Consider the following 23,686-nt stretch of genomic DNA (forward strand, 5'->3'; position numbering starts at 1 on the left):
CCGACTGCCGGCTGCAATGAAAAGGCCGCCACGCTGTGACGGCCTGAAGTTCAGTATTGCCTGCGTATTTCAACGCCGGTTCATCAGGATGTCGTGAGCCTGTGCAGGGCTTCAACGGCTTTTTCGGGCTGCATGCCGCGGGCAGCGGCCATGCGCGGCAGGTTTTCCTCCGCGTCGCAGCCCCTCACGTATTCCGGCTCGACCGGCTCATGGCTCCATACCGCGTCTGCCGTGGCGGCAAGCAGCGCCTCGGGCCGCACATGGCTGAACCGTGCCGGAAGCAGCGAGTGGCTGATACCCGCCGCGGTCAGGTGCCGGCATATGGCTTCGGCGTTACGCTGCACGCCGCTGCCGAAAAGGCAGGCCTTGCAGCCGCAGGATTGTGTGACCGCGGCCATATGCGAGCACGCGTCGGCTACACCGAAGGTGGTGACCGGATGCAGGGGGACGGCTGTGCCGGTGTTGTCGGGTCTGAACCCCTGTACCATCACCTGATCACGCCGGGCGTGCAGCACGGCCCACAGCAGGGGGGAGCCGCAGTCCGCGGCGTGCAGCACCGCAGCCGCATCCGCTGCCAGCGCCGCCGTGTAGGATACTCCCGCGCAGGGTACATTGAGCGCCCGTGCCATGCCCAGCGCCGTGGAAAGGGCAAGCCGCAGACCGGTAAAACCGCCCGGACCGTTTACAACGGCAATGCGGCCGATCTGCTGCATGGACACCCGCATGCGTTTCATGGCGTCCTGTATGGCCGGAGCAAGGATTTCCGTTCCCTGCCGCGGTACGGTCATTTCAAAAGAAAACAACAGTCCGGCCTGCTGTGTGCCGTCGGCGCAGGCATTGCCTGCGGCAACCTGCAGCCTGCCTTCGGCGGCATTCAGTACCAGTGTTATTTCCTGCGGCGCGGAAGTTTCGTTACGTTGTGTCTTCATGGAATTGCGTTACTGGGTGAATAGTGAACGGGCGATGTCGTTGAACGTGGCAAGCGCCATGAGCATGAGCAGCAACACCAGCCCCGCCTGTGTGGTCAGGTGCTGTATCCGCTGGGGTACGGGCCGCCGGAAAATGGTTTCCAGCGAAAGAAACAGCAGGTGACCGCCGTCAAGCACGGGCACGGGCAGCAGGTTGAGCAGGCCCAGGTTCACACTGATAAGCGCGGTAAGCGCCAGCAGGGGAGAAAGGCCGTTCTGTGCCTGTTCGGTAACCATCTGCGCGATCATTATGGGCCCGCCGACGGTATCCAGCGGTACCACCCGCTGGAAAAGCTTGAGAAATCCCTGACCGGTGAGGGCGATCATATCCCATGTGTGCACTGCGCCTTTGGTCAAGGCGTCCACCGGACCCAGTGGCTTGTGCAGCGTGGCACCCGATGCATGCACGCCGATGATCAGGGCGTGCTCGTCTTCGCCGAACAGGTTTTTACGCACCTGCTCTTCCGGTTTCACGGAAAGCGTGAGGGTTTGCGCCCCGGCGGCGGCAGGACGGCTGATGACTATTTCCACAGGGGCGCCGCTGCCCGCGCTGATGGTTTCGGAGACATCGCTCCAGTATTCTATGGTGCGGCCCTGTATGGTGAGAATGCGGTCACCCTTGCGGATGCCTGCGTGCTGTGCCGGACTGCCGTCCTGCACGCCGCCCACTTCGGGTACCAGAAACATCTGGCCCTGAACCCAGAAAAGCCCCCAGTACAGAAGCCAGGCCAGCAGAAAGTTGAACAGAGGACCGGCGGCAATGACAATCATGCGGTGCCATGCCGGTCGCAGGGCAAAGCTTTCGTGCCTGCTGAATCCTTCGGGCAGGTCGGCTTCATCCTGTTCGCCCACCAGCTGCACATAGCCCCCCAGCGGAACCAGTGCCAGACGGTAATCCGTCTGCCCGCGGCGGAAGCCGAAAAGCCGCGGCCCGAAGCCCAGTGAAAAGGTCTTGACCCCGATACCGAGACTGCGTGCTGCTGCAAAGTGGCCGAGTTCATGAAAGAAAATAAGTCCGCCGATGACAAGAATGACGGAAAGAGTGCTTACCATATAGGTTATCCAGGCGGGTTCCGAAGTATCGCGGCGCAGGCCGCGGAGAAAACGCGTCTAGCCGCGGGCGCCCGCAAGGTCGGCCGTGACGCGTCGTGTCGTCTTATCCAGTGTGAGGATGCTTTCAACCTCATCATACATGTTTTGGTGCGGTGCCGCATCGTGTGCCTGCATGGCCGCTTCGATAAGCCGGGGAATATCCAGAAAGGCGATGGCGCCCTGCAGAAAAAGGTCCACGGCAACTTCATTGGCGGCGTTCAGGACCACAGGCAGACCGTTGCCTCCGGCGTATGCCTTCCGTGCAAGCTCAAGGCATGGAAACAGAGATATGTCCGGAGATTCAAAGGTTAAGCAGCCCACTGACAGCAGGTCGAGCGGTTCCACTCCGGTATGCATGACCCGCGGCCAGCCCAGACAGTAGGCAATGGCTATGCGCATGTCGGGTGTGCCCATGTGGGCTATCTGCGACCCGTCGTTGTATTCCACCAGCGAGTGGATGATGGACTGGGGATGTACCACCACTTCCACCTTTTCCAGCGGAGCGTTGTACAGATGGCAGGCTTCGATGACCTCCAGCCCTTTGTTCATCAGCGTTGCCGAGTCAATGGATATTTTAGCTCCCATGCTCCAGTTGGGATGGTTCAGGGCCTGTTCACGGGTGACAGATTGCAGAAACGTTCTGTCACGCCCGCGGAAAGGCCCTCCTGACGCGGTGAGAATGATGCGCCGCATCTGCGCGGCGTCGTGGCCCTGCAGCGCCTGAAAGATTGCGTTGTGTTCGGAGTCCACAGGCAGAACGGAGGCACCTGTTTCGTGGCACAGCCTGCGGATGAGTCCGCCGGCAAGCACAAGCGATTCTTTGTTGGCCAGCGCGATGGTTTTACCAGCCCGGGCGGCGGCCACGGTGGCGCGCAGTCCCGCAGCGCCCACCTGCGCGGAAAGCACGCAGTCGGCTTCGGGCAGGGCGGCCAGAAATTCGTATCCTTCCTGTCCTGTATGTATGCGCGGTCTGTATCCGGCGGGCAGCAGCGATGCAAGCTCATCGGCAGCGGTACCGTTGATGACTGCCAGATGAGGCGGGCGGTAGGCTGCCGCCTGACGTGCCAGCAGACGCACATTGCGGGCGCCTGCCAGTGCGGTGATGCGGAAAAGTTCCGGCTGCCTTTCCACCACGCGCAGGGCACTGGTGCCTATGGAACCGGTGCTGCCCAGCAGCACCAGTGAACGCGGAAAACGGCTGTTCCACGCGGCGTCGGGCAGGGGGGATATATAGCCATTCACGCCGTCATTCTCCTGCTGTTTCATGTTCATCCGGCCGGGCAATCCGTGTGCCTATGGCAGTAAGCGTGTTGAAAATAAGCGTAATGTCTTCCGGTGTGGTGCGGTGGTTTGCTATGCACACGCGCACGCCGGCCCGCCCGTTCACGGCTGCGGGGGTGAGCAGCGCTGTGCCGCTGCGTTCCAGCTCTTCAATCATCTGCAGCTGCAGGTCATCAATCTGCTGCTCTGTCCAGCACCCGCGCACAGCAGCCGAAGGGGTATAGCGGCCGCACACGATGGAAAGAGGCGCAGGGGCAAGAGGTTCCCACTCCGGATGGTCGCACATCAGCCCGTACAGCTGCCGTGCCAGCTCCATATTGCGGCGTATGATGCGTGCAATGCGCAGACGGCCGTAGCTGCGGAAGGCGAACCAGACTTTCAGGGCCCTGTTGGCGCGCGAAAGGATAAACGTGGTGTTTTTAAGGTCATGGGGATTTTCAGCCCCCAGATAAGCTGCCTTTGCACGGAATGTTTCCAGCTGTTGTTCTCTGCTGCGGAAAAGGGTTATGCCGCATTCCAGCGGTACAAAAAACCATTTGTGCGGATCAACGCAGACAGAATCGGCCAGTTCGATGCCGGCCAGCAGCGGGCGCAGTTCGTCGGCCAGCATCACGGCACCGCCGTATGCGGCATCCACGTGCATCCACATGTTTTCGCGGCGGCAGATGGCGGCAATGTCCGGCAACGGATCCACGGCACCCGTGGTGACGCTGCCCGCCTGCGCCACAACGCAGAACGGCAGCCGTCCGGCCCTGCGGTCCTGCTGTACGGCTTTTTCCAGTTCGTGCGGTATCATGCGGCAGGCACTGTCACTGGGAACGGCGCGCACGTTGTCTTCGCCGATGCCCAGCAGCACGGCCGAGCGGGTGACCGACATGTGCCCCTGATCGGAAACATACAGCACCAGCGGCCGTTCAAGCCCCTGCATGCCGCGGGCATGCACCTGCGGAGCGTGGACGCGCCGTGCCACGGTAAGCCCCATGAGATTGGCCATGGTGCCGCCGCTGACAATGGTGCCGCCCCATCCTTCAGGCATGCCGAACATGCCGGCAAACCAGCCTAGAACAATCTCTTCCAGCACGGTTGCGGCCGGTCCGCCCTTGAAGCTCAGCGGAGCCTGATTAAGGCCGGTACACAGCATGTCGCCTATGGTTCCTGCCGGTCCGGGGCTGGTGGTTATCCATGCCAGAAAACGGGGATGGCCGATGCGGGTGGAATATGGCTCGATATGCCGCGCCACTTCACCTATGACGGCTTCAGGGCCATGGCCTTCATCCGGCAGGTCGCACGGAATGATGGCTGCCAGTTCTTCAAAGCTGATGTTCTGTTTCACAGGGTCGCAGGCAATGGCCCTGATGCGTCCGGCTATCAGTTCCGCTGCCTGCTGGAGATTCTGCTCCAGATTATCGAGATCAAGCGTCTCGAATTGTTTCCGGGTCATGAAGGTGTGTCCTTGAAAAATACCCTTGTCTTACTGGAAAAAAGGCACAAGGCGGCTTGCACCCGCGTATGCCGGCAGCACAAGCAGCAGACTGTCTATGCGGTCCAGCAGGCCGCCGTGACCCGGCAGAGCGCTGCCGGAATCTTTGACCCCCATGGTGCGTTTAAGCGCGGATTCAAAAAAATCACCCATCTGCGATGCAATGTTCAGCACTATGCCGAGCAGCATCCATGCCCAGAGTGAAGTCTGCGGATTGCCCACGGTGGCACCGGCCAGCATACAGATGCCGGTACAGAATATAAGGCCGCCCAGACTGCCTTCCCAGCTTTTTTTAGGGCTCACACGGGGCCATATGCGTTTTTTACCGCAATAGGTTCCGGCATAGTATCCGCCCGTGTCCGAGGCAAAGGCCGCACCAAGTACCAGCAGCAGTTCCAGCGGCAGCATGCCCAGTGCAAAGTGCAGTGTGACAGGCAGATACAGAAGCCCTGCGGTAAGCACCTGTGCATCCTGAAAACGTGCGGAATCGTCACCGCTGCCGTAGCGGGTGAGAAAGCTGAGTGACGCCGCCCAGAAAGAGATCAGCATGATGCCCAGCATCCATTCGTGGGCGTTGTAGGCTCCGGCCAGCAGCAGGGCGGCACCGGCGGTGTATCCGGTGATTTTATAAAAGCAGCGGGTGCCGCGCTGCCAGAACATGGCGTAGAATTCGCGCAGCCCCAGCAGGGCGGCTGCCAGAATGAGTGCAAAAAGAAACCAGCCGCCCATGAACAGAGCGCCCGCCAGAACAGGTAGCAGAATGAGCGAGGTGAGTATGCGTTTGCGGTGCGAACTGATCATGACTGTTTCTGCTCCTCGGTCCGGCCGAAACGGCGGCTGCGCATGGCATAGGCGTGCAGCGCCTCGTCCAGCTGTTCGCTGCCGAAGTCGGGCCATGCAATGTCGGTGAAATAAAGTTCGCTGTAGGCGCTCTGGTACAGCAGAAAGTTAGAAAGCCTGATTTCTCCGCTGGTGCGGATTACAAGGTCGGGGTCCGGCTGGCCGGCTGTCCACAGAAAGCTGCTGAAAAGCTCTTCCGTGACATCCTGCTCCGGGGTGCCTGCGGCCATGAGTCTGCGGCAGGCCTGCACAATGTCTGCTCTGCCGGAATAGTTGAGCGCCAGATTCAGATGCAGAGCCGTGTTGCGGGCCGTGCGGGCCATGGCGTGATCCAGCGCCTTGCGGGCGGCCATGGGCAGTGCGCTTATATCGCCGAAGACGGAAAGGCGGATGTTCTCGCGCTCCATGGCGGGCAGTTCATCACGCAGAAAGCTGACCAGCAGATCAAAGAGGAACCCCACTTCTTTTTTGGGCCGTCCCCAGTTTTCCTGCGAAAACGCGTAAAGAGTCAGATGGCTGATGCCCAGCTCGCGGCAGCGGGTGACCACCGTGCGGACAGCGCGGCTTCCGGCTTTGTGCCCTTCGCTGCGCGAAAGCCCTCTGGCCGTTGCCCACCTGCCGTTGCCGTCCATAATGATGGCAATATGTGCGGGCAGACTCCGTTCCTGGGGCGTCTTCGGTTGGGTCAAGGGGTAACTCCTTGAAATGTATGTGTATGTTGTTGTAATGAAAACAGTATCTTGTACCCCCTAAGCCGATAGGGGTCAAGGCCGCAGCTGCCTGCTGCGGCGTGAAAAAAGAAACCGCGGGTGTAAAAAAACGCCGCCGGACATGGCCCGGCGGCGCAAGCAAAAAGCATGTCGCGCATGTTTTCCGGCATTGCCGTGCCGGCAGGCGCTGCTATACTTCCATGATTTCTTTTTCTTTTTTGGCCAACACTTTTTCAGACTTGGCAACAAACGCATCAGTGAGCTTCTGCACTTCGTCCTGACCGCGTTTCATGTCGTCTTCAGTAATGGCTTTGTCTTTTTCCATCTTTTTAATCTGCTCATTGGCGTCGCGGCGGATATTGCGCACGGCCACCTTGGCATCTTCGGTGTACTTTTTGGCTACCTTCACCAGTTCCTTGCGGCGCTCTTCGGTAAGGGGCGGCATGGAAATGCGGATGATTTTGCCGTCGTTGATCGGAGTAAGCCCCAGATCGGACTGCATGATGGCTTTTTCAACCAGAGCGAAAGCCCCGCGGTCCCACGGCTGAATGGTGATGGTGCGGCTGTCGGGCACAGCCACGGAAGCCAGCTGGTTGATGGGCGTGGGGGTGCCGTAGTAATCCACCTTGATGGAATCGACAAGCGATGTGGAGGCCCGTCCGGTGCGCAGGCGTCCGAATTCGCGGTCGAGAGCGGCGACTGCCTTTTCCATCCGTTCTTCGGTTTCGAGCAGAATTGTATCCATGTGAGTTAGCCTCCTTGCACTATGGTTCCCACGTCTTCGCCCATGACAGCACGTTTTATGCCGCCTTTGTACATGTTGCAGACGATGATGGGCACGTTGTTTTCCATGCACAGACTGATGGCTGTGGAGTCCATGACGCGCAGGTTTTTCTGCAGCACCTCAATGTAGCTGAGCTGACGGTACATGACTGCATCGTCATGCTGCATGGGGTCTTTGTCGTAAACGCCGTCAACTTTGGTCGCTTTTATGATGACATCGCATTTCAGTTCCATACCGCGCAGCGCAGCGGCTGTGTCGGTGGTGAAATACGGATTGCCGGTACCGGCAGCGCATATGACCACGCGGCCTTTTTCCAGATGACGCTCGGCGCGGCGGCGGATGTAGGGCTCGCAGACTTCCTGCATGGTTATGGCCGAAAGCACCCGGGTGGCGTGTCCCAGTTTTTCCAGCGCATCCTGCACGGCCACTGCGTTCAGCACGGTGGCCAGCATACCCATGTAGTCTGCCGAAGACCTGTCCATGCCCTTGGCGGATGAGGAAAGCCCGCGGAAAATGTTGCCGCCGCCGATAACCAGAGAGACCTGAAGGCCCATTTCCAGTACCTCGGCGATTTCCCGACATATATTCGAAACCGTTTCAGGGTCAATACCGAACTTCTTGTCGCCGGCAAGAGCCTCGCCGCTCAGTTTGATCAGCGCGCGCTTGTATTTCAGTTCGCTCATCGTTGTCTTTCCTCAATAGTGTTATGCTTGGCCGGTCCGGGGCGGACCGCTGTTTTCTGCGGTGTTCATGAATGATCGTACGGCGCTCCCCAGTCGCCTTCCTGTACGCGGACGTACTTCAGGTATGCGTAAAACGCGCCGTGCGTTGCATTTATAAAGCCTGCACGTCCGTCCAGCATGCCCCGCTGGATGACATACAGCTTGAAAAAACGGGCAAAGCCATGTGCCATACCCGCTGCTATACCACCTTTTTTGCCTTTGCGCCGCAGGTCATCGGCTCCCTGCTGGGCATAGGCGTTGATTTTTTCCAGATGCTGAAAAAAACTTTCGTACGGATAATGCAGTATATCCGCGTCGATGTTCTGTGTGGGGCCCTGCGGGTGAAAAGAATAATGGGCACCGCTTACATGTACCTGCATGAGTGCCGGACGAAACACCCGCAACAACCTGTCGGGATACCAGCCGGAGTGCTTCATGAAACGGTCGTGGTACCAGTTGCGGCGGCGCGGATAGCAGCCGGCAAGACCGGCCGGAGCGGTGCGTACGGTTTTCTGCACCGCCTGACTCAGGGCGGGGGTGCATATTTCATCCTGATCAAGGCTTACGACCCATTCCGTATCAATCTGCGCCAGGGCAAACTCGAATTGTGCCGCAGGGCCGTGCCATGGGTTTTGCAGCACATCGGCGCCGCGGTTGCGGGCTATCTCCACCGTGCTGTCTGTAGAAAATGAATCCACCACCAGCACCCGGTCGCAAAATGCGAGCGACGCCAGACATTTGTCCAGCAGACGCCCGCCGTTATATGTGAGTACCAGCCCCGTTATTCCGGATTTCATCTGGCAGATTCCGTGCAGATGGCGCGGATGGCTTCTATGACATCGTCCACATCACCGTCTGACAGTTTGGGGGAAAGGGGCAGGCTGACAGTCTCGCGCCCGTAAGCTGTGGCCACCGGAGTGTCTGCCGGGTCCCAGCCGAAACGGCGCCGGTAGTAGGGGTGTTCGGGAACTGCCAGATAGTGTACGCCCACGCCTATGTTGTGCGCCCTCAGCGCTTCAAGCATGGCGTCGCGTTCCACGCCGCAGCACGCGGCCGACACCCGTATGGTGTACAGGTGGTACGCATGGCGGGTATGTTCCTCGGCGTCGGCGGGCAGGCCTATGCCAAGTCCGGCCAGTCCTTCATTGTACTTCTGCCATATGCAGGCGCGGCGTTTCCAGTATTCTTCCACGCGCCGCAGCTGATGGATGCCCATGGCCGCCTGAATATCCATCATGTTGTACTTAAAGCCGTGATCAACAACCTGATAGTGCTTGTAGCCCGCATCGCTGAATCTGGCCCATGCGTCGGCGCTCATGCCGTGCAGTGCCATTATTTTGCAGCGGTCTATGGCGGCTTTGTCGTCAGAAATGATCATGCCGCCTTCGCCGGTGACGATGTTTTTGGTGGCGTAAAAGCTGAAGCAGCCTATGTGCCCTATGGTGCCGGCTTTGCGCCCTTTGTATTCGCTTTCAATGGCGTGGGCGCAGTCTTCGATGACAATCAGACCGTGTTTGCGGGCCAGCTCCATTATGGGGTCCATATCGCAGCAGCGTCCTGCGTAGTGCACCACCATGATGGCGCGGGTGCGCGGGCCGATGTGCGGGGCTATGGTTTCGGCCGAAATATTAAGCGTGACGGGGTCTGCATCAGCCAGCACGGGAGTACCGCCGGCATGGATGATGGCATTGACCGACGCGCAGAAGGTCATGGCGGTGGTTATCACCTCGTCGCCGGGTGCAAGGTCGAGTGTAAGACAGGCAAGGTGCAGGGCTGCCGTGCACGAGTTGACGGCGGCGGCATGCGCCACGCCCTTGTATGCGGCGAAATCGCGTTCAAACTGATGCACCTTGGGACCGGTGCCGATCCATGCCTTGTGCATGGAGTCCACGACTTCGTCTATTTCGTCCTGTTCGATAAGGGGCTGTCCGAAAACCAGAAAGGACTCACGCATTGTAAGCGGGCTCCGTTACGTTGGGGGTGAAAACGCCCGAAATCTGCCGCGGGGTTGATGTTTTTTTGCCTGTTGCCACGGGGCCGCGTGCAGTCATGCGGCGCCACCGGCCGTTGCCCAAAAAAAGGGGGGCTGTGTGCCCCCCCTTTATAACCGGGTCGTCCGTCAGGGGAAAACCCCGACTCGGCCGTTACGCTCCCAGCTGGAAGCGGCAGAAACGGCCGACAGTGATGTTTTCGCCCAGAGTGGCGATGGTGTCGTTCAGCAGATCGCGGATAACCTTCTTGTCATCACGGATGAAGGGCTGTTCAAGAAGGCATACTTCCTTGTAGTACTTCTTGATAGCGCCATCAACGATCTTTTCCACGATATTTTCGGGCTTGCCTTCGGCAAGAGCCTTTTCGCGGTAGACTGCACGTTCGCGTTCGATGAGTTCTGCATCCACGCCGTTTTCGTCCACGGCCACGGGGTTGGTGGCGGCGATCTGCATGGCCAGGTTTTTGGCCAGTTCGATGAACTGTTCGTTACGTGCCACGAAGTCGGTTTCGCATTTCAGCTCAACCATGACGCCGATTTTGCCGTTGGAGTGGATGTAGGAGCCGATCAGCCCTTCGGAGGTGGCGCGGTCGGCCTTTTTGGCGGCCTTGGAAAGACCCTTCTGGCGCAGCCAGTCAACGGCCTTTGCTTCGTCGCCGTCGCATTCCTGCAGGGCTTTCTTGCAGTCCATCATACCTGCGGCGGTTTTTTCGCGCAGTTCCTTAACCATTGCGGCAGTGATAGCAGCCATATCAAAAACTCCTGAGGGCTTCGTTATTCGGCGGATTCTTCGGCAGCGGGAGCAGCAGCTTCGGCTTCAGCTTCGGCAGCCTGCTTCATGGCTTCTTCAGCGTTCTCGGCTTTGGTTTCCTTGCGCATGGCCTCGCCTTCAAGACAGGCATCGGCAATGTGGCCGACAAACAGCTTGATGGCGCGGATGGCGTCGTCGTTGCCGGGAATGACGTAGTCGATCAGGTCGGGATCGCAGTTGGTATCGGTAACGGCCACGATCGGAATACCGAGGCGGCGGCATTCCTTAACGGCGATGTCTTCGCGGTTGGGGTCGATGATGAAAGCCAGCTGCGGCAGGTTTTCCATATCTTTGATGCCGCCCAGAACCAGATTCAGCTTGTCCATCTCACGGCGCAGGCGAAGCACTTCCTTTTTCTGGTAGCGGTTCACGGTGCCGTCTTCGAACATGACTTCGAGCTTTTTCAGGCGGTCGATGCTCTTGCGGATTGTCTGGAAGTTGGTCAGGGTGCCGCCCATCCAGCGGTTGGTCACGTAGTACTGACCGGCGCGTCCGGCTTCGGTCTGCACAGCTTCCTGAGCCTGACGCTTGGTGCCGATGAAGATAACCTTGCCGCCGCGTGCAACGGTGTCGACCACTTTGTCATGGGCCGTGCGGAACAGCTTTACGGTCTGCTGCAGGTCGATGATGTGGATGCCGTTACGGGCGCCGAAGATGTAGGTACCCATCTTGGGGTTCCAGCGGCGGGTCTGGTGACCGAAGTGAACGCCGGTTTCCAGCATTCCTTTCATAGTTACGTAAGCCATTGTCTTTCTCCTGGGGTTTTGTTTCTTCCACACCGGCCGTTACCCTCGACCCGTACCGTCCGCAGACGGGGAACGGGCACCCTGGGCTGATACCGGAGTGTGCTTGATTATGAAAACAGTGCCCTATACGCCGTTTCAGATTCTCTTGCAAGCATAAACATGCGGCGCTTTGCCGCGACGGAAAAGCGGCGCCGGGCGGCCGGAGCGTTTCAATGTGAGTAATCATCTGTTATCCGTGAAACATTGTGGTTTTTCTGTTCCGCATGTTGCCCGCTCGTGATATGGACAGCACTATATTGTTATGGGGCGGAGCCTGTTGTCTGTTTTCGCGTAATCTGTGCCGGAGGATATGATGAAAATAGCGGTGTGCGCCACGGGTGATGCAGCCGGGGATGTGCAGGCGGTGCTTGCCATGCTGGAGGCTCAGGGGCACGGCCCTTCCAGAGTGTCCGTGCTGGAGACGGGATCCGGCGGTGCCGCCGGTGTCAGTGCCGCCGGACAGGATGTGAGCGTGTTCCGTCATAGCGGGGGAGAATCGTTCGTCATTGTGTGCGGTGTGGCCGCGGGGCATGGATTTACGCCGCTGCAGCGGCCCGGGGACGATATACTGGCTGATGAGGAACGCATCCGTACGTGGCTGTGTTCGCTGGAAGGGGTGTTCTGCGCTGTGTGGCATCACCGCTCCTGCGGTGTATGGCTGCTGGTGTCTGATCCGCACGGGGCGTACCCGCTGTACGTGCACGATGCTGACCGGGGACTGTGTGCCGCTTCGGAAATACGTGCCGTGGCCGCTGTTCGGCCTGATGCGCGCCGTCCTGACCCTGCGGGAATGGGAGCGCTGGCTGCCGTGGGGCATATGCTGGGCGGTGCCACCCTGTTGCGCGGCGTGACCCGTTTTCCTGCTGCCTCCCTGCTGCGTCTGGATGATCACGGGCGCGGGCGGTCGCAGATCACGGGGCCTTACTGGCAGCTGCCGGCGGTGGATACCGACATCGGCGTCAAACGCAGTGCCGAGGCCGTCGCGCAGGCTCTGCATGCCGAGGCGGAATGCCTTGTCCGCCGTTTTCCTGAAGCAGCAGTGATGCTGAGCGGCGGCATTGATTCACGTCTGCAGCTGGCGCTGGCTGTGCGGCACGGCGCAGTACCCCGTGCGGTCATTGTCTCTCAGCCCGAGCACAGTGCCGGCGCCGAACGGCGTTTTGCCCGCAGGGTGGCCCGCCAGTTCGGGCTCCAACGCGAAGAGTGGAGTGTCGGGGCGGATTTTTTCAGCTCGTCCGATTATCTGGATTACATGCTGGCATCCTGCACGGGTACGCGCAGCCTGAACCTGTTTATCAGCGGGGTGTTGCGCGCCGTGCCCGTAGGCCAGCAGGGCGTGTGGGACGGTCTTTTCGCCGGCAATCTCATCGGCGGCGGGGCTGTTACCTGCACGCTGGATGAACTGAAGGACCGGCGGTGCCGTGGGCAGGACAACCCCGCATGGCTGGCCTGTTCCGCTCTTTTCCGCGGTGATTTTTTCGAGGCCATGATGGACGGCGTATATGACGCTTTTGACCGCTTCGCACGCGAACACGGGAGCGGTGTCGACGCCGCGGCGCGTTATTACGCACTGGAGCGGATGCGGCACAGGACCGCGGTCAATCCGTACATGTGCTGCAGCGGCAGAAACATTCCTCTTTCACTGGGCAGCGGGCGGCAGTTCTGGGAGGCTGTCTTCCGTCTGCCTGCATCGCTGCGGGGCGGTTTTGCACTATACCGCGCCGTTATAAGCAGGCATTTTCCGGAAATGGACAGGCATCCGTATCTGTGTGCCGACCAGCTGCTCAATATGGGCCGCATGGACATACAGCGCCTGCTCTGCTGGGCGGCGGACCGTCTGCCCTGGCGTCTTGCGGTGGCAGTGGGGCTGCGTTTCGAGTGGCGGCGCAGCCGTTATCTGTCCCGCGCACTGGAACTGGCGGAGTGCCTGCCCGATGACGTGGATATGGATGCTGTGCAGGCGTTGCGCCGGCGGGGGATAGTCAGCCTTGTGGATATGAACATGGCCGAGATGCTTTTGTACCGGCTGGTGCTGCACTGGATAGCGGAAGACGGGGCGCGCCCGGGCTGTTACGGCGGTGCGCAGGCGCTGCTGGACTGAGCGGGGGCGTCTGCTCGTTGCCGCTTGTTTGTCGGGGGCATTTACGATAGCGTATTCACGCGGCTGATTGTGCCGTGCGCCGGAGTCGGGAAAGATTCCGGTGACGTCCACGGTAAAGCAGACCACGTTTTGTGAAAACTCGTGATCTGCCTTTGTTTTGTGTCTTTTTGCTTTCTCTTTTTGCTTTGTGTCTTTTGACCGGATTATGGCATTGTTAAGAACTATATGGTTTTATAGTGTATACATAGCGGTTACCGTGGCCACCATTCCCGTGCTGCTGCTGCGCGGCAGGCTGAATCCGCGGGGCAACGGCGTGCGTAACTGTTCACTGTGGTGGATGGACATGGCGCTGCGGCTGGCGGGAATTCGGCTGCATGCCGACATGAGCGCTGTGCCTGATTCATTGCGGGGAAATCCAGTACTGTTTGTGGCCAACCATCAGAGCAACTTTGACATACCGCTTGTCATGCGCGCCGTGCGGGACTGGTATCCTGCTTTTATGGCCAAGCAGAGTCTGCTCGACATTCCTTTTTTCGGCACATGTCTGAAAGCCGGCGGGCACATAGGTGTGCAGCGCGGCGATGCGCGCAAAGCGGTGCGCAGCATGAAAGCCGCGGTGGAAACAGCGGCGTCTGGCCGGTCGCTTATTATTTTTCCGGAAGGAACCCGCAACAGAAATCCGCAGACGCTGGGTGCTTTCCGCGCCGGCTGTGCGGTTATTGCCCAGCGTGCCGGTCTGCCCGTGGTGCCGCTGGTGCTGGAAGGTTCCGCAGACCTGCTGCCTTCGGGGCGCCTGATGCTGGGCAGCAGGCGCGATGTGAACCTGCGGGCTCTGCCCCCTGTCGACCCTGCATCCTACTCCAAGGATGAGAAGAATATTTTCAGTGATACGCTGCGCGATTCCATGGAAATCGCCTATCAGGAGATGCGTGCATGCCGGAACACCAAGACCCTTTCTTGACGCTGACGCCGCTGGGCGGCTGCGGTGAAATAGGACTGAACTGCACACTGTGGTCAACCCCCGCGGGCAGTGTGCTTGTGGACTGCGGGCTGATGTTTCCGGACGACTACCATCTGGGCGTGGATGTGGTCATTCCCCGGCTTGAGTACATACTGGCGCAGAAAGAGCGCATGCTCGGCATTGTACTGACGCACGGGCATGAAGATCATATAGGCGCGCTGCCCTGGCTGCTTCCGTACCTTCAGGTGCCCATTTACGGGTCGCGTTTCACGCTGGCGCTGGTGGAATCCAAACTGCGCGAGCACAACCTGCTGGACAGGGTGCGCCTGGTGACGGTGGGACCGGAAAAGCCGTGTCCCATCGGCGACATGGTTTTTCATTTCTTTCCCGTGTGTCATTCCATTATCGAAGGATACGGGCTGGGGGTCGAAACTCCTGCGGGACGGGTGGTGCATACCGGCGACTTCAAGATAGACCCCGACCCCATTGACGGGCATTTCACCGACCTAGAGGCCTTTCGCGGTTTTGCTCAGGAAGACGGAGTGGACCTGCTCCTTTCGGATTCCACCAATATCGAGCGTGAAGGCTTTTCCGTTTCCGAGCGTGAAATACAGACCACGTTCACGCGGATTTTTTCTCAGGCGAAAGGTCGTGTGATTATTACTCTTTTTTCCAGTCATATTCAGAGAATACAACAGGTTTTCGACATCGCCGCCCGTTTCGGGCGCAAGGTTGCCGTTTCGGGCCGCAGCCTGATGCATAACGTGGATCTGGCGCGAGAGCTCGGGTACCTGCGCATACTGGGCGGCACGTATGTGGATGCCGCCGACATAGGCGGCATGGCAGACGAAAATGTAGTGCTGCTGGTCACAGGTTCGCAGGGCGAGCCGTTTTCCGCCCTTTCGCGCATTGCCTCCGGCGAGCACAAGCTGCTGGACATCCATCCCGGCGATACCGTCATCATGTCATCGCGGTTTATTCCCGGCAATACCCGGGCCATAACGCGGCTTATAAACAATCTGTACCGGCTGGGTGCAGAGGTGTACTACGACAAGGTGCAGGCCATTCATGCTTCGGGGCATGCGCATCGCGAAGAGTTGCGTCTGATGCTGCAGACCGTGCGTCCGCGCCATTTTGTGCCGGTGCACGGAGAATACCGGCATCTGGTCAAGCACAGCCGTCTGGCCGTGGAGTGCGGTGTACCGCCTGAGTGTTCGCTTATCCTTGAAGACGGCGATCCGCTGACTCTTACCCGCGACGGTGTGCGCCGCGAAGCGCATATCAATGTGGAAAGCGTGCTCGTGGACGGCAAGGGTGTGGGCGATGTGGGGCAGTCTGTGCTGCGCGAACGTCATATCCTTGGCGGCGAGGGTATGGTTGTGGTAGTCATGGTTGTGGATGAAAATATATGGGAGATTCTGGTAGGCCCCGACATTGTCTCCAAGGGGTTTGTATTTGAACAGCATTACAATCATGTGCTGGAAGATGCCAAATGCATTATTCTGGACCTGTTCGAAAATATTCCTCCCGGCGATGTGACATACCTGCAGGACAGGATACGCAGTACCCTGAGGCGTTTTTTCCGCAAGGTACTTGAACGCGATCCTGTGGTGGTGCCCATGGTCACGGTGGTCTGACCGGCAGCAGACGCGGCGGAATGCATGGGTCCGCCGCCGTGTCATGTGTTTTTCGCAATGCAGCGACCTGTGAAGGAGAAAACCTGATGCGCGTGCTGAGGGTACGATATAACGGCCATTCCTTTTACGGCAGGCTGGACGGCAATCATGTGCATTGTCTCAATCCGCAGCTGGGGCTTAACGACCCCATAGCTCTTGAGGATATTGCAGTGCTGCCTGTGGTCACTCCCTCAAAGATCGTCTGTGTGGGGATGAATTTTCGCGACCATGCGGAAGAAATAGGCTTTCCCGTGCCGGAAGAACCGGTCTTTTTTCTCAAGCCCTCCAGTGCCGTGATCGGCAGCGGACAGCCTGTGGTACTGCCTGCCGAATCGGGGCGGGTGGAGCATGAAGCGGAACTGGGGGTGGTTATCGGGCGTGCCGCACGCAATATAACTCCCGAGGATGTTCCGGCGCATGTTTTCGGCTATACCTGCGCCAACGACGTGACGGCGCGCGACCTGCAGTCCCGTGACGGTCTTTTCGGCCGGTGCAAGGGGTTTGACACATTTGCTCCCGTGGGGCCGTGGATAGAGACCGAAGTGCCCGACCTTTCTTCGCTGGGCATCAGAGCCATGGTGAATGGTGAACTGAGACAGCAGGGCAGCACCGCGGATATGCTTTTTTCGCCGCACGAGATAGTGGCGGCCGTTTCCCGCGTGATGACGCTGCTGCCCGGTGATCTGATACTGACGGGAACCCCCGCCGGTGTGGGACCGCTGGAAGACGGCGACGAGGTGCGCGTGGAGATTGACGGCGTAGGACTGCTCATCAACCCCGTGCTGCGGGAACCTTCCGGCAGCGGGCAGGAAGGGCCGGAGTCGGAGCCGCCTGTCCAGTGACAGCAATGAAGGCCTTTTTGCTCCGGCGGAAGGGCTTTTTTGATTTGCAGCCGGCCCGCCCTGTGCCTGAAGCAGGCTGAGCATACGTGCACTGCTTTGTGCCGGTGCGGCAATGACCGCGTGCGCTGCGGGTATGTGGCAGGGGCTTCCGGCTGTCCGTTTCGGCACAGGTCCGGCGGAACATGTGGTGCTGTGTTGGCGGCGCGGGTACGGAACGTGTTTTGCGATGGCATGTGAAATTTTTCCCGAAATCCCTCTTTTATACCGGCGGCCCTTTTAGTATGCTGTCTTACAGCCGGCGTGGTGCCGCGTGTTCAGTTTTCCGGAGGTATAATCAATGGTCACAGCGTCCACATTCATGGGGTTGACGTTTTCTGTATATGATCTGATGCGCATGGGGCAGTTTGTCATTGCTGCCCTGCTGGGCGGTGTCATCGGCTACGAACGGGAAACACGGGGGCAGGCGGCGGGGTTTCGTACCAACATGATTGTCGCGGTGGGTGCGTGCCTGATGATGCAGATGTCGCTGCTGATACCCGAGATGTTCCGCACCTGGGGAGTGGAATCAGTGGTGCGTGTGGATCCCGGCCGTATTGCCTCGTACGCCATTGCAAGCATAGGCTTCGTGGGCGGGGGGGCTATTCTGAAAGGACGCGGTTCCGTTCACGGACTGACCACGGCGGCAAGCCTGTGGATTGTCACGGGCATCGGTCTGGCTGTGGGGGCGGGGCTTATTCTGCCTGCCATTCTGGCAACTTTTGTCGTGGTGACCATTCTTTTTTTTCTGCCCACATTTGTGGGGCGCTTTGTACGGCGTTCCACCAGAATGACTCTTACCCTGTGTCTGTACGGAACCGACATCACCGTCATGGAACTGATGCCTGTGCTTCAGCGTTACGAAGCCTTTGCCATTCAACCGGTGGGCTACGAGCATAATGTCGATTCCGGCATGACTACGTTTGTGTTCCGTGTGCGCGGCAGCGAACATGCCGGCTGGTCGGCCATGGCTTCCAGCCTGCGACAGCTTGACGGGCTGGCCAGCCTGCATATGGAAGAGGCTCCTGTTCCGTAGTGAGCGCAGTGCGCAGGCTGCGCGCACCCTTTGCCGCCACCGGCAGCACATCGTGCCGGACCTCTTTTTGCCGCGGGGGTTGTCATGGCCCGTCACAGGCCTTAGTATACCAATGTGCCGCACTGCATACCGCACGGCACGAGTACAGCGCCGTAAAGGTGAGCCATGGAGGTGCACCGTGAGTACCAGATATCCGCAGCGGGCGCGCGCAGCCCGTGCCAGAGTAAAAGTGGCCGCATTCGATGGTGCGCCATGGCTTTTCATGCTGGCTTCAGCTTTCGGTTTCAGTCTGTGGCAGTTACTGGCAGGCTGATGTTTCTGACCGCAAATCAGGTAGATAAAGCCGCACCCCGTACAGGGGGGGCGGCTTTTTTGTATCCGGCGGTTAGCCCGTATACCGGCAGAAAGCATACTCCGCCGCCCGCACAGTCATCTTTTTTTGATTTTATGCTTGACCAAAGAATAAGAATTGTTACTATTAAATCAAGGGCGACGTGGCAGTCCGCCCTGCCTACCTTCACAAGGCATCGCGACGGAACGGGTGTGGCAGCCCGTTCCGCCGCGGATACAGAATGAGAGTATACGGAGGGCTACACATGAGTGAACTGGCTCGCTTCGGCAATCTTGATATCGACTGGAATCTGAGTCCCGAACATGCGGTGACCATGTATCTGGAATGGGGCAACAACGACTGGCACGCGGAGTATCCGCCTGTGCGCTCCAAGGATGATGTTTCCACCTATTTTGTGGTGGATACCTGGGGGGCCAGACCGGTTGTGCGGCTTGTGCGCAGAAATTCGGAACAAGCGGAAGAACTGGCCACTATCGAGCTGCCCGACCATCTGGCAAACAGATGGCTGCATGAGCATGGCGACCTCAAAGGCATCTGCGAGCCCACCGAAGAGATCAAGGCCTGGCTTAAAAAAGAGCTGGGCCACGAATAGATAGTTTCCTGAAGAAACGCATACCGTTCTTCACCACTCCTTGGACCTTGGTACCCGAGTCTGGAAGGCGGCATCTTATGGGGAGATGCTGCCTTCTCTTTTTTGCATGCCCGCCGCGCGCAGGGCTGCGCGGTGTTGTTTGCCTGCGGCTTCTCCGGAACGGCAAAAGTGCGCAGCGGCACAGGCGGACTGCCGGGCAGATACCATATGCCTGTGTGATGCAAAATGTAGCCTTTTGCTTGCAGATGACGCTGCCGGGCATAAATATACGTATTTCCGGCAGGGTCTTGACGGAATCCGGTAACTGTGACCTTATGGACGTGTCTCTCCTTTATCCGATGTTATACGGATAGCTGGCAGAAATTTCCGGTATGCCGCGCGTCTGCGCGGCTGGTGGGAGTTTATGTTGAAACCGCGTACTGAAGCCGGAGATTTTCCGGCGCGTCCGTAACCGGCGGGCGTTCATGCAGACGTATTTCCCTGGCTATTTGAATCAGGAGGTCCTTATGAAGCCGGAAGAATTCGCAAAGCGTTTTTTTGACACTGCTGCCGAAATGGGATGCAACCTCACCGATCGGGGTAACATCCAGTGCAAGGGCGGTAAAAACCTGTCGCAGGGCAAGGTGGCACGCCTGTGGCAGCGTTACGGTGAAGAGTGCGTCCGTTGCGCCAAGGCTGATTTTCCGCACGATGCCAACGGGCTGAAACAGTTCCGCCAGATTGCCGAGCGGACTCTGCAGGCCTGATACTCCGGCCGCTTTGTGTATCTATGCAGGCCGCGCTGTACCGCGCGGCCTTTTTTTGTGCATCGGCTGCCGGGGCTCATGCGCGGGCAGGCACAAAAAAAAGCGGCAGCCCGAGTTGTCGTACAGGTCCGCGGCACGGCAGGCAAAATCTGTTGACAGTAAAGGCACCTCGGCCGAGTATCCGCGTTCCGGTATGCGGGGGAAAGCTGCCATTATGCATACCGGTAATTATTTGCAGGAGTGCGTGCATGCAGGAAGGAAAAGGAATCGGTTATGTGGCTGCTTTTGCAGCCATTGTGTTGTGGTCTGGCAACTTTGTCGTGGCCAGACTGCTTAACGAGGCGCTTTCCCCTTTGGCGACTTCGTTCTGGCGCTGGGGTATTGCCAGCGCTGCGCTGCTGCCGCTGGGCTGGAGTGCGTTCCGCCGTGACTGGCCGGCCATTGTGGCGCATAAATGGTATTTTCTGCTTACGGCGTTTGTGGGCATAACCATTTTCAATACCATGGTGTATATGGCCGGACGTACCTCTGCGGCGGTCAACCTGTCGCTTATAGCCACGTCATCGCCTGTGTTCATGTTTCTGTTTGCCAGAATTTTTCTGGGCGAGGCGATCAGCCCCCGTCGTGTGGCCGGGCTTGTGGTGGCGCTTTGCGGGGTGCTGGTACTTATTTCACGGGGGCACGTTCAGGCTCTGCTTCAGCTTGAATTCACTCAGGGCGATTTGTGGATGCTGCTGGCAGCCGTATGTTTTGCCGTGTATTCCGTGCTTGCCCGTCAGCGGCCGCAGGGGGTTTCGCAGAGCGCTTTTCTGGTAGCCACATTTATTCCCGGACTGATCATGCTTACACCTGCCTATGTGGCAGATGCCTGGACAGGGCCGGCCGTGCAGTTCACACCTCTGGTGGTCGGCTGCCTGCTGTACATAGGGTTAGGCGCTTCGCTCACCGCCTATTTCCTCTGGAACAAGGCCGTCGGCATTCTCGGTTCTTCCCTTGCGGGTGTGCTGTATTACTCGATACCTGTTTTTGCCGGACTGGCAGCGTATCTGCTGCTGGGTGAGCCGGTAGGGTTCATACATCTTGCCAGCGGGCTGCTGGTTATCGGCGGCATTCTGCTGGCGACCAGAGGCTGAACCTGACGCGCGGCACTGTCACCGGACGGGCGCAGCAGACAACAGATGTCTGCCTGCCTGCGGCCACAGTGCCTGCATTGGTTCAACCACCTTGGCGGGGCGGCTGGTCAGACCAGTGCGCAGACGCTGCGCAGTCGCATGTTTTGTTCCTGTATCATATTTAAATAAAAGCAGTTTTATAGATAGTCCCTCTGGCAGTTCCTTCCGGACTCTGCCGGAGGGATTTTTTTATGCTCAAGAGTTGGACGCATGTGGCAGCCGGAGCTACATACTTAGTCATCCCTTGCAGCTTCCTTCTTCCGGCAAGATGCAGGTGCCGCAGGGGATGGTAAAGTGTCTCTCCTTACAGGGGTGGGGGCATTTTACCGGCAGCTCCGCCTTGTGTCGCCGGCACGACGGCAAGCGCGGAAGCCGCAAAGGACGACACAGCGTGCCTTTCCGCCTCGGCGGGATGACATAACCGGTTGCGCGTGACCGCAACAGTGTCGGAGTCCGTATTGTACGGACGGATTCACTGAGCCGGACCGGATCCGGCAGCAGACGGAAGTCGCGCCTCTGTCTGCTGCCGCGGGTTCAGGTGCTCGGCCGGAACATACCGGCCACATGCGGGATATACTGAGCTTCCGCATAAGAAACGCCCCGCAGAATGTTCTGCGGGGCGTTTTTATACGGGATGGGTATGGCGGGGCCTACAGTTTGCGCACTTCTGCGTACCAGCCGGTGGCCTGTTCAAGCAGCGAATTCACTCTGCCGACAAGCGCGTGGGGATCACGCAGGTAGCCTTCAAGCAGCAAAGCGGATTCGTAAAGCTGTTCCGTGGCCTGCGCGAGCAGCCTGTCGTCAGCATCGGCGCGGTAAAGCCGCAGCAGGTTTCGGGTAAGCGGATGGTCAGGGTTGATTTCCAGCACTTTGCGCGGCACTGATTCGTCTTTGTTCATGACGCGCATCAGTTTTTCCATGGAAGCAGTCATACCGCCGTCTTTACTGGCAAGGCAGGCGGGAGAATCAGAAAGCCGCGCTGATTCGCGCACGTCTTCCACCTTGTCGCCCAGCAGGGTTTTCATGTGGGACAGCAGGCTGCTCAGAGTTTTTCGTCCTTCTTCGTCCAGAGCTTCAGGCGCATCCTTCTTTTCCACATCATCAAAGTCTTTCAGTGCGTCGGCATCGGCATGTTCCGCGGAGCGGAATTCAAACTCGTTCCATTTGCCGAGCGATTCCATGATGAACTCGTCTGCAGCTTCGTACAGATACAGCACTTCAATGCCCTTGCGCCGGAAAATCTCCACATGGGGGTTCAGGCGTGCGGCTTCACGGTTGGGTGCGGACACATACCAGACGGTCTTCTGCCCCTCTCTTGCACGGCCGATATAGTCATCCAGCGAGCACAGACCTTTTTCGTCATCCAGTGCGGAACTGTTGAAGCGCAGCAGCGGGATGAATTTATCTCTGTTGACGTAATCGTTGTAGCCCATGCGGAACACCCGTCCGTGGGTACGCCAGAAGGTGGCATATTTTTCGGCATCTGATTCCGCAAGTTTTGCCAGATGCGCCAGCACCTGCTTTACCAGCGTCTGGCGGATTTTGGCGATGAGCGCATTTTCCTGCAGCGTTTCGCGCGAGATGTTCAGCGGCAGGTCTTCCGTATCCACAACCCCTTTGAGGAACGAAAGATATTCAGGAATCAGGGCCTTGTATTCTTTGCTGATGAGCACTCGGCGCACATACAGGTCCAGTCCGTATTTGTCGCGGTCATACCCGAAAAGCTCGTTGCCAAAATTGGGAATGAAAGCCAGAGATGTGAACTGTACCGGCGCATCGATGGAAAGGTGGATGGTGTCCATGGGCGCCTGTGTGTCAAAGGTGAGGAACGTATAAAAATCTTTGTACTGTTCCTCGGTGACCTGAAATCTGGGTTCGCGCCACAGGGCCGGGGTGGTGTTGACGTGTTCGCCTTCTACCGAAACGGGGAAGGGGATGAAGTTGGAGTGCCTGCGGATGACATCCTTCAGATGGTCTTTTTTCAGAAAATCACCGGCATCTTCCTTCAGACGGATGTCTATGCGGGTGCCGCGTTCCGGCGCGTCGAGGGCTTCTTCCAGTTCAAAACTGCCCAGCCCGTCACTGGTCCAGCGCCATGCGCCGGAGGCGTCCAGCGCGCTGCGCGTGGTCACCGTTACAGAATCGGCCACCATGAACACGGCATAAAAACCCACACCGAACCGGCCGATGATATTGCTTGCCTGTTCACCTTTTTCGGCAAGTTCTTTGAGAAAACGCTCGGAACCGGAGCTGGCGATGGTGCCAAGGTTATCGATAAGTTCCTGACGGGTCATGCCGATGCCGGTATCACTGACTGTCAGGGTGCGTGTTTCTTCGTTGACGGTTATGGCTATGTTCAGGTCAAGGTCGGCGGCCGGAGCGGCTTCGCCCCGTGTCTGTGCAAAGCGCAGCTTGTCCAGTGCGTCGGAAGCGTTGGAGACCAGTTCGCGCAGAAAAATTTCTCTGTTGGTGTACAGAGAATGGGTGATGATGTGCAGCAGCTTGCGTACTTCGGTGCGGAATTCGTGTTTTTCGGCGGCGGCGCCGTGCTCTTTGCTCATATGGTTTCCTCCTGAATATATCAATACATACCCGCGGCAGCAGCGGAATCTGCGCAATACATGCGGGGCACTGCCTGCATACATAAATACGCAGCGCCTGCAGTCAAGATGTTCCGGTGCGGCAGGGGGATGAAGAAAAGCCCGGGGC

General features: G+C 58.6%; 22 protein-coding genes. 9 read left to right on the forward strand and 13 right to left on the reverse strand.

Annotation, left to right across the window (positions count from 1 at the left end; all coding sequences use genetic code 11):
* Positions 1-83 precede the first annotated feature (83 nt).
* The 12 genes from tsaB to rpsB form a co-directional block, all read right to left on the reverse strand.
* A complete protein-coding gene (tsaB, locus tag H586_RS0109340; protein WP_051363960.1) occupies positions 84-929 on the reverse strand; it encodes a tRNA (adenosine(37)-N6)-threonylcarbamoyltransferase complex dimerization subunit type 1 TsaB in 846 nt (281 codons plus the stop codon).
* Between the two features lie 9 nt (positions 930-938).
* Positions 939-2,021, reverse strand: coding sequence for an RIP metalloprotease RseP (rseP, locus tag H586_RS0109345; protein ID WP_027181894.1), 1,083 nt, complete (start codon positions 2,019-2,021; stop codon positions 939-941).
* Positions 2,022-2,078: 57 nt separating this feature from the next.
* Positions 2,079-3,302 carry a 1-deoxy-D-xylulose-5-phosphate reductoisomerase gene (gene dxr, locus H586_RS0109350; protein ID WP_027181895.1) on the reverse strand — a complete coding sequence of 408 codons (1,224 nt, stop codon included), beginning with the start codon at positions 3,300-3,302 and terminating at the stop codon, positions 2,079-2,081.
* Positions 3,303-3,306: 4 nt separating this feature from the next.
* The gene (locus tag H586_RS0109355; protein ID WP_027181896.1) at positions 3,307-4,782 is read right to left on the reverse strand and encodes a pyridoxal phosphate-dependent decarboxylase family protein; all 1,476 of its coding nucleotides are present in this window, start codon (positions 4,780-4,782) and stop codon (positions 3,307-3,309) included.
* A gap of 30 nt (positions 4,783-4,812) precedes the next feature.
* On the reverse strand, positions 4,813-5,622 hold the full coding sequence (locus tag H586_RS0109360) for a phosphatidate cytidylyltransferase (protein ID WP_011367153.1): 810 nt from the start codon (positions 5,620-5,622) through the stop codon (positions 4,813-4,815).
* Positions 5,619-6,350, reverse strand: a complete 732-nt coding sequence (locus tag H586_RS0109365) for an isoprenyl transferase (protein ID WP_027181897.1) — start codon at positions 6,348-6,350, stop codon at positions 5,619-5,621. The genes H586_RS0109360 and H586_RS0109365 overlap by 4 nt, the downstream gene beginning before the upstream one ends.
* Positions 6,351-6,561: 211 nt before the next feature.
* On the reverse strand, positions 6,562-7,116 hold the full coding sequence (frr, locus tag H586_RS0109370; protein ID WP_011367155.1) for a ribosome recycling factor: 555 nt from the start codon (positions 7,114-7,116) through the stop codon (positions 6,562-6,564).
* Positions 7,117-7,121: 5 nt separating this feature from the next.
* Positions 7,122-7,838 (reverse strand): UMP kinase, encoded by a 717-nt coding sequence (gene pyrH / locus H586_RS0109375; RefSeq protein WP_011367156.1) that lies wholly within the window; start codon positions 7,836-7,838, stop codon positions 7,122-7,124.
* A gap of 65 nt (positions 7,839-7,903) precedes the next feature.
* Positions 7,904-8,674: a glycosyltransferase family 2 protein gene (locus tag H586_RS0109380; RefSeq protein ID WP_011367157.1), complete on the reverse strand. Its 771-nt coding sequence runs from the start codon at positions 8,672-8,674 to the stop codon at positions 7,904-7,906.
* Positions 8,671-9,831 (reverse strand): DegT/DnrJ/EryC1/StrS family aminotransferase, encoded by a 1,161-nt coding sequence (locus H586_RS0109385; RefSeq protein WP_027181898.1) that lies wholly within the window; start codon positions 9,829-9,831, stop codon positions 8,671-8,673. The genes H586_RS0109380 and H586_RS0109385 overlap by 4 nt, the downstream gene beginning before the upstream one ends.
* A gap of 190 nt (positions 9,832-10,021) precedes the next feature.
* A complete protein-coding gene (tsf, locus tag H586_RS0109395) occupies positions 10,022-10,618 on the reverse strand; it encodes a translation elongation factor Ts (RefSeq protein ID WP_011367159.1) in 597 nt (198 codons plus the stop codon).
* 23 nt (positions 10,619-10,641) lie between these two features.
* The gene (rpsB, locus tag H586_RS0109400; protein ID WP_011367160.1) at positions 10,642-11,424 is read right to left on the reverse strand and encodes a 30S ribosomal protein S2; all 783 of its coding nucleotides are present in this window, start codon (positions 11,422-11,424) and stop codon (positions 10,642-10,644) included.
* A gap of 349 nt (positions 11,425-11,773) precedes the next feature.
* On the opposite strand from rpsB, the gene H586_RS0109405 reads away from it, so the two are divergent.
* From H586_RS0109405 to H586_RS0109460, 9 genes are all read left to right on the forward strand, one after another.
* Entirely contained in the window at positions 11,774-13,564 is a 1,791-nt protein-coding gene (locus H586_RS0109405; RefSeq protein ID WP_155891371.1) for an asparagine synthase-related protein, read from the forward strand.
* 211 nt (positions 13,565-13,775) lie between these two features.
* Positions 13,776-14,525, forward strand: a complete 750-nt coding sequence (locus H586_RS0109410; RefSeq protein ID WP_027181900.1) for a lysophospholipid acyltransferase family protein — start codon at positions 13,776-13,778, stop codon at positions 14,523-14,525.
* On the forward strand, positions 14,498-16,162 hold the full coding sequence (locus H586_RS0109415) for a ribonuclease J (RefSeq protein WP_011367163.1): 1,665 nt from the start codon (positions 14,498-14,500) through the stop codon (positions 16,160-16,162). The genes H586_RS0109410 and H586_RS0109415 overlap by 28 nt, the downstream gene beginning before the upstream one ends.
* Positions 16,163-16,248: 86 nt before the next feature.
* Complete coding sequence (locus tag H586_RS0109420; RefSeq protein WP_011367164.1) at positions 16,249-17,043, forward strand: fumarylacetoacetate hydrolase family protein; 795 nt, start codon at positions 16,249-16,251, stop codon at positions 17,041-17,043.
* A gap of 337 nt (positions 17,044-17,380) precedes the next feature.
* Entirely contained in the window at positions 17,381-18,115 is a 735-nt protein-coding gene (locus tag H586_RS18805; RefSeq protein WP_011367165.1) for an MgtC/SapB family protein, read from the forward strand.
* 178 nt (positions 18,116-18,293) lie between these two features.
* Positions 18,294-18,428, forward strand: a complete 135-nt coding sequence (locus tag H586_RS21130) for a hypothetical protein (protein ID WP_267878613.1) — start codon at positions 18,294-18,296, stop codon at positions 18,426-18,428.
* A 283-nt stretch (positions 18,429-18,711) separates the two neighbouring features.
* Positions 18,712-19,059, forward strand: a complete 348-nt coding sequence (locus H586_RS0109440) for a DVU0772 family protein (protein ID WP_011367166.1) — start codon at positions 18,712-18,714, stop codon at positions 19,057-19,059.
* A 506-nt stretch (positions 19,060-19,565) separates the two neighbouring features.
* A complete protein-coding gene (locus H586_RS0109450; protein ID WP_011367167.1) occupies positions 19,566-19,805 on the forward strand; it encodes a hypothetical protein in 240 nt (79 codons plus the stop codon).
* Positions 19,806-20,053: 248 nt separating this feature from the next.
* A complete protein-coding gene (locus tag H586_RS0109460) occupies positions 20,054-20,938 on the forward strand; it encodes a DMT family transporter (protein ID WP_011367168.1) in 885 nt (294 codons plus the stop codon).
* 689 nt (positions 20,939-21,627) lie between these two features.
* Here H586_RS0109460 and htpG read toward each other — a convergent pair.
* The gene (gene htpG / locus H586_RS0109465; RefSeq protein WP_027181902.1) at positions 21,628-23,538 is read right to left on the reverse strand and encodes a molecular chaperone HtpG; all 1,911 of its coding nucleotides are present in this window, start codon (positions 23,536-23,538) and stop codon (positions 21,628-21,630) included.
* Positions 23,539-23,686: the final 148 nt, after the last annotated feature.

It is taken from the genome of Oleidesulfovibrio alaskensis DSM 16109 (assembly GCF_000482745.1).
Taxonomy (GTDB): Bacteria; Desulfobacterota; Desulfovibrionia; order Desulfovibrionales; family Desulfovibrionaceae; genus Oleidesulfovibrio; species Oleidesulfovibrio alaskensis.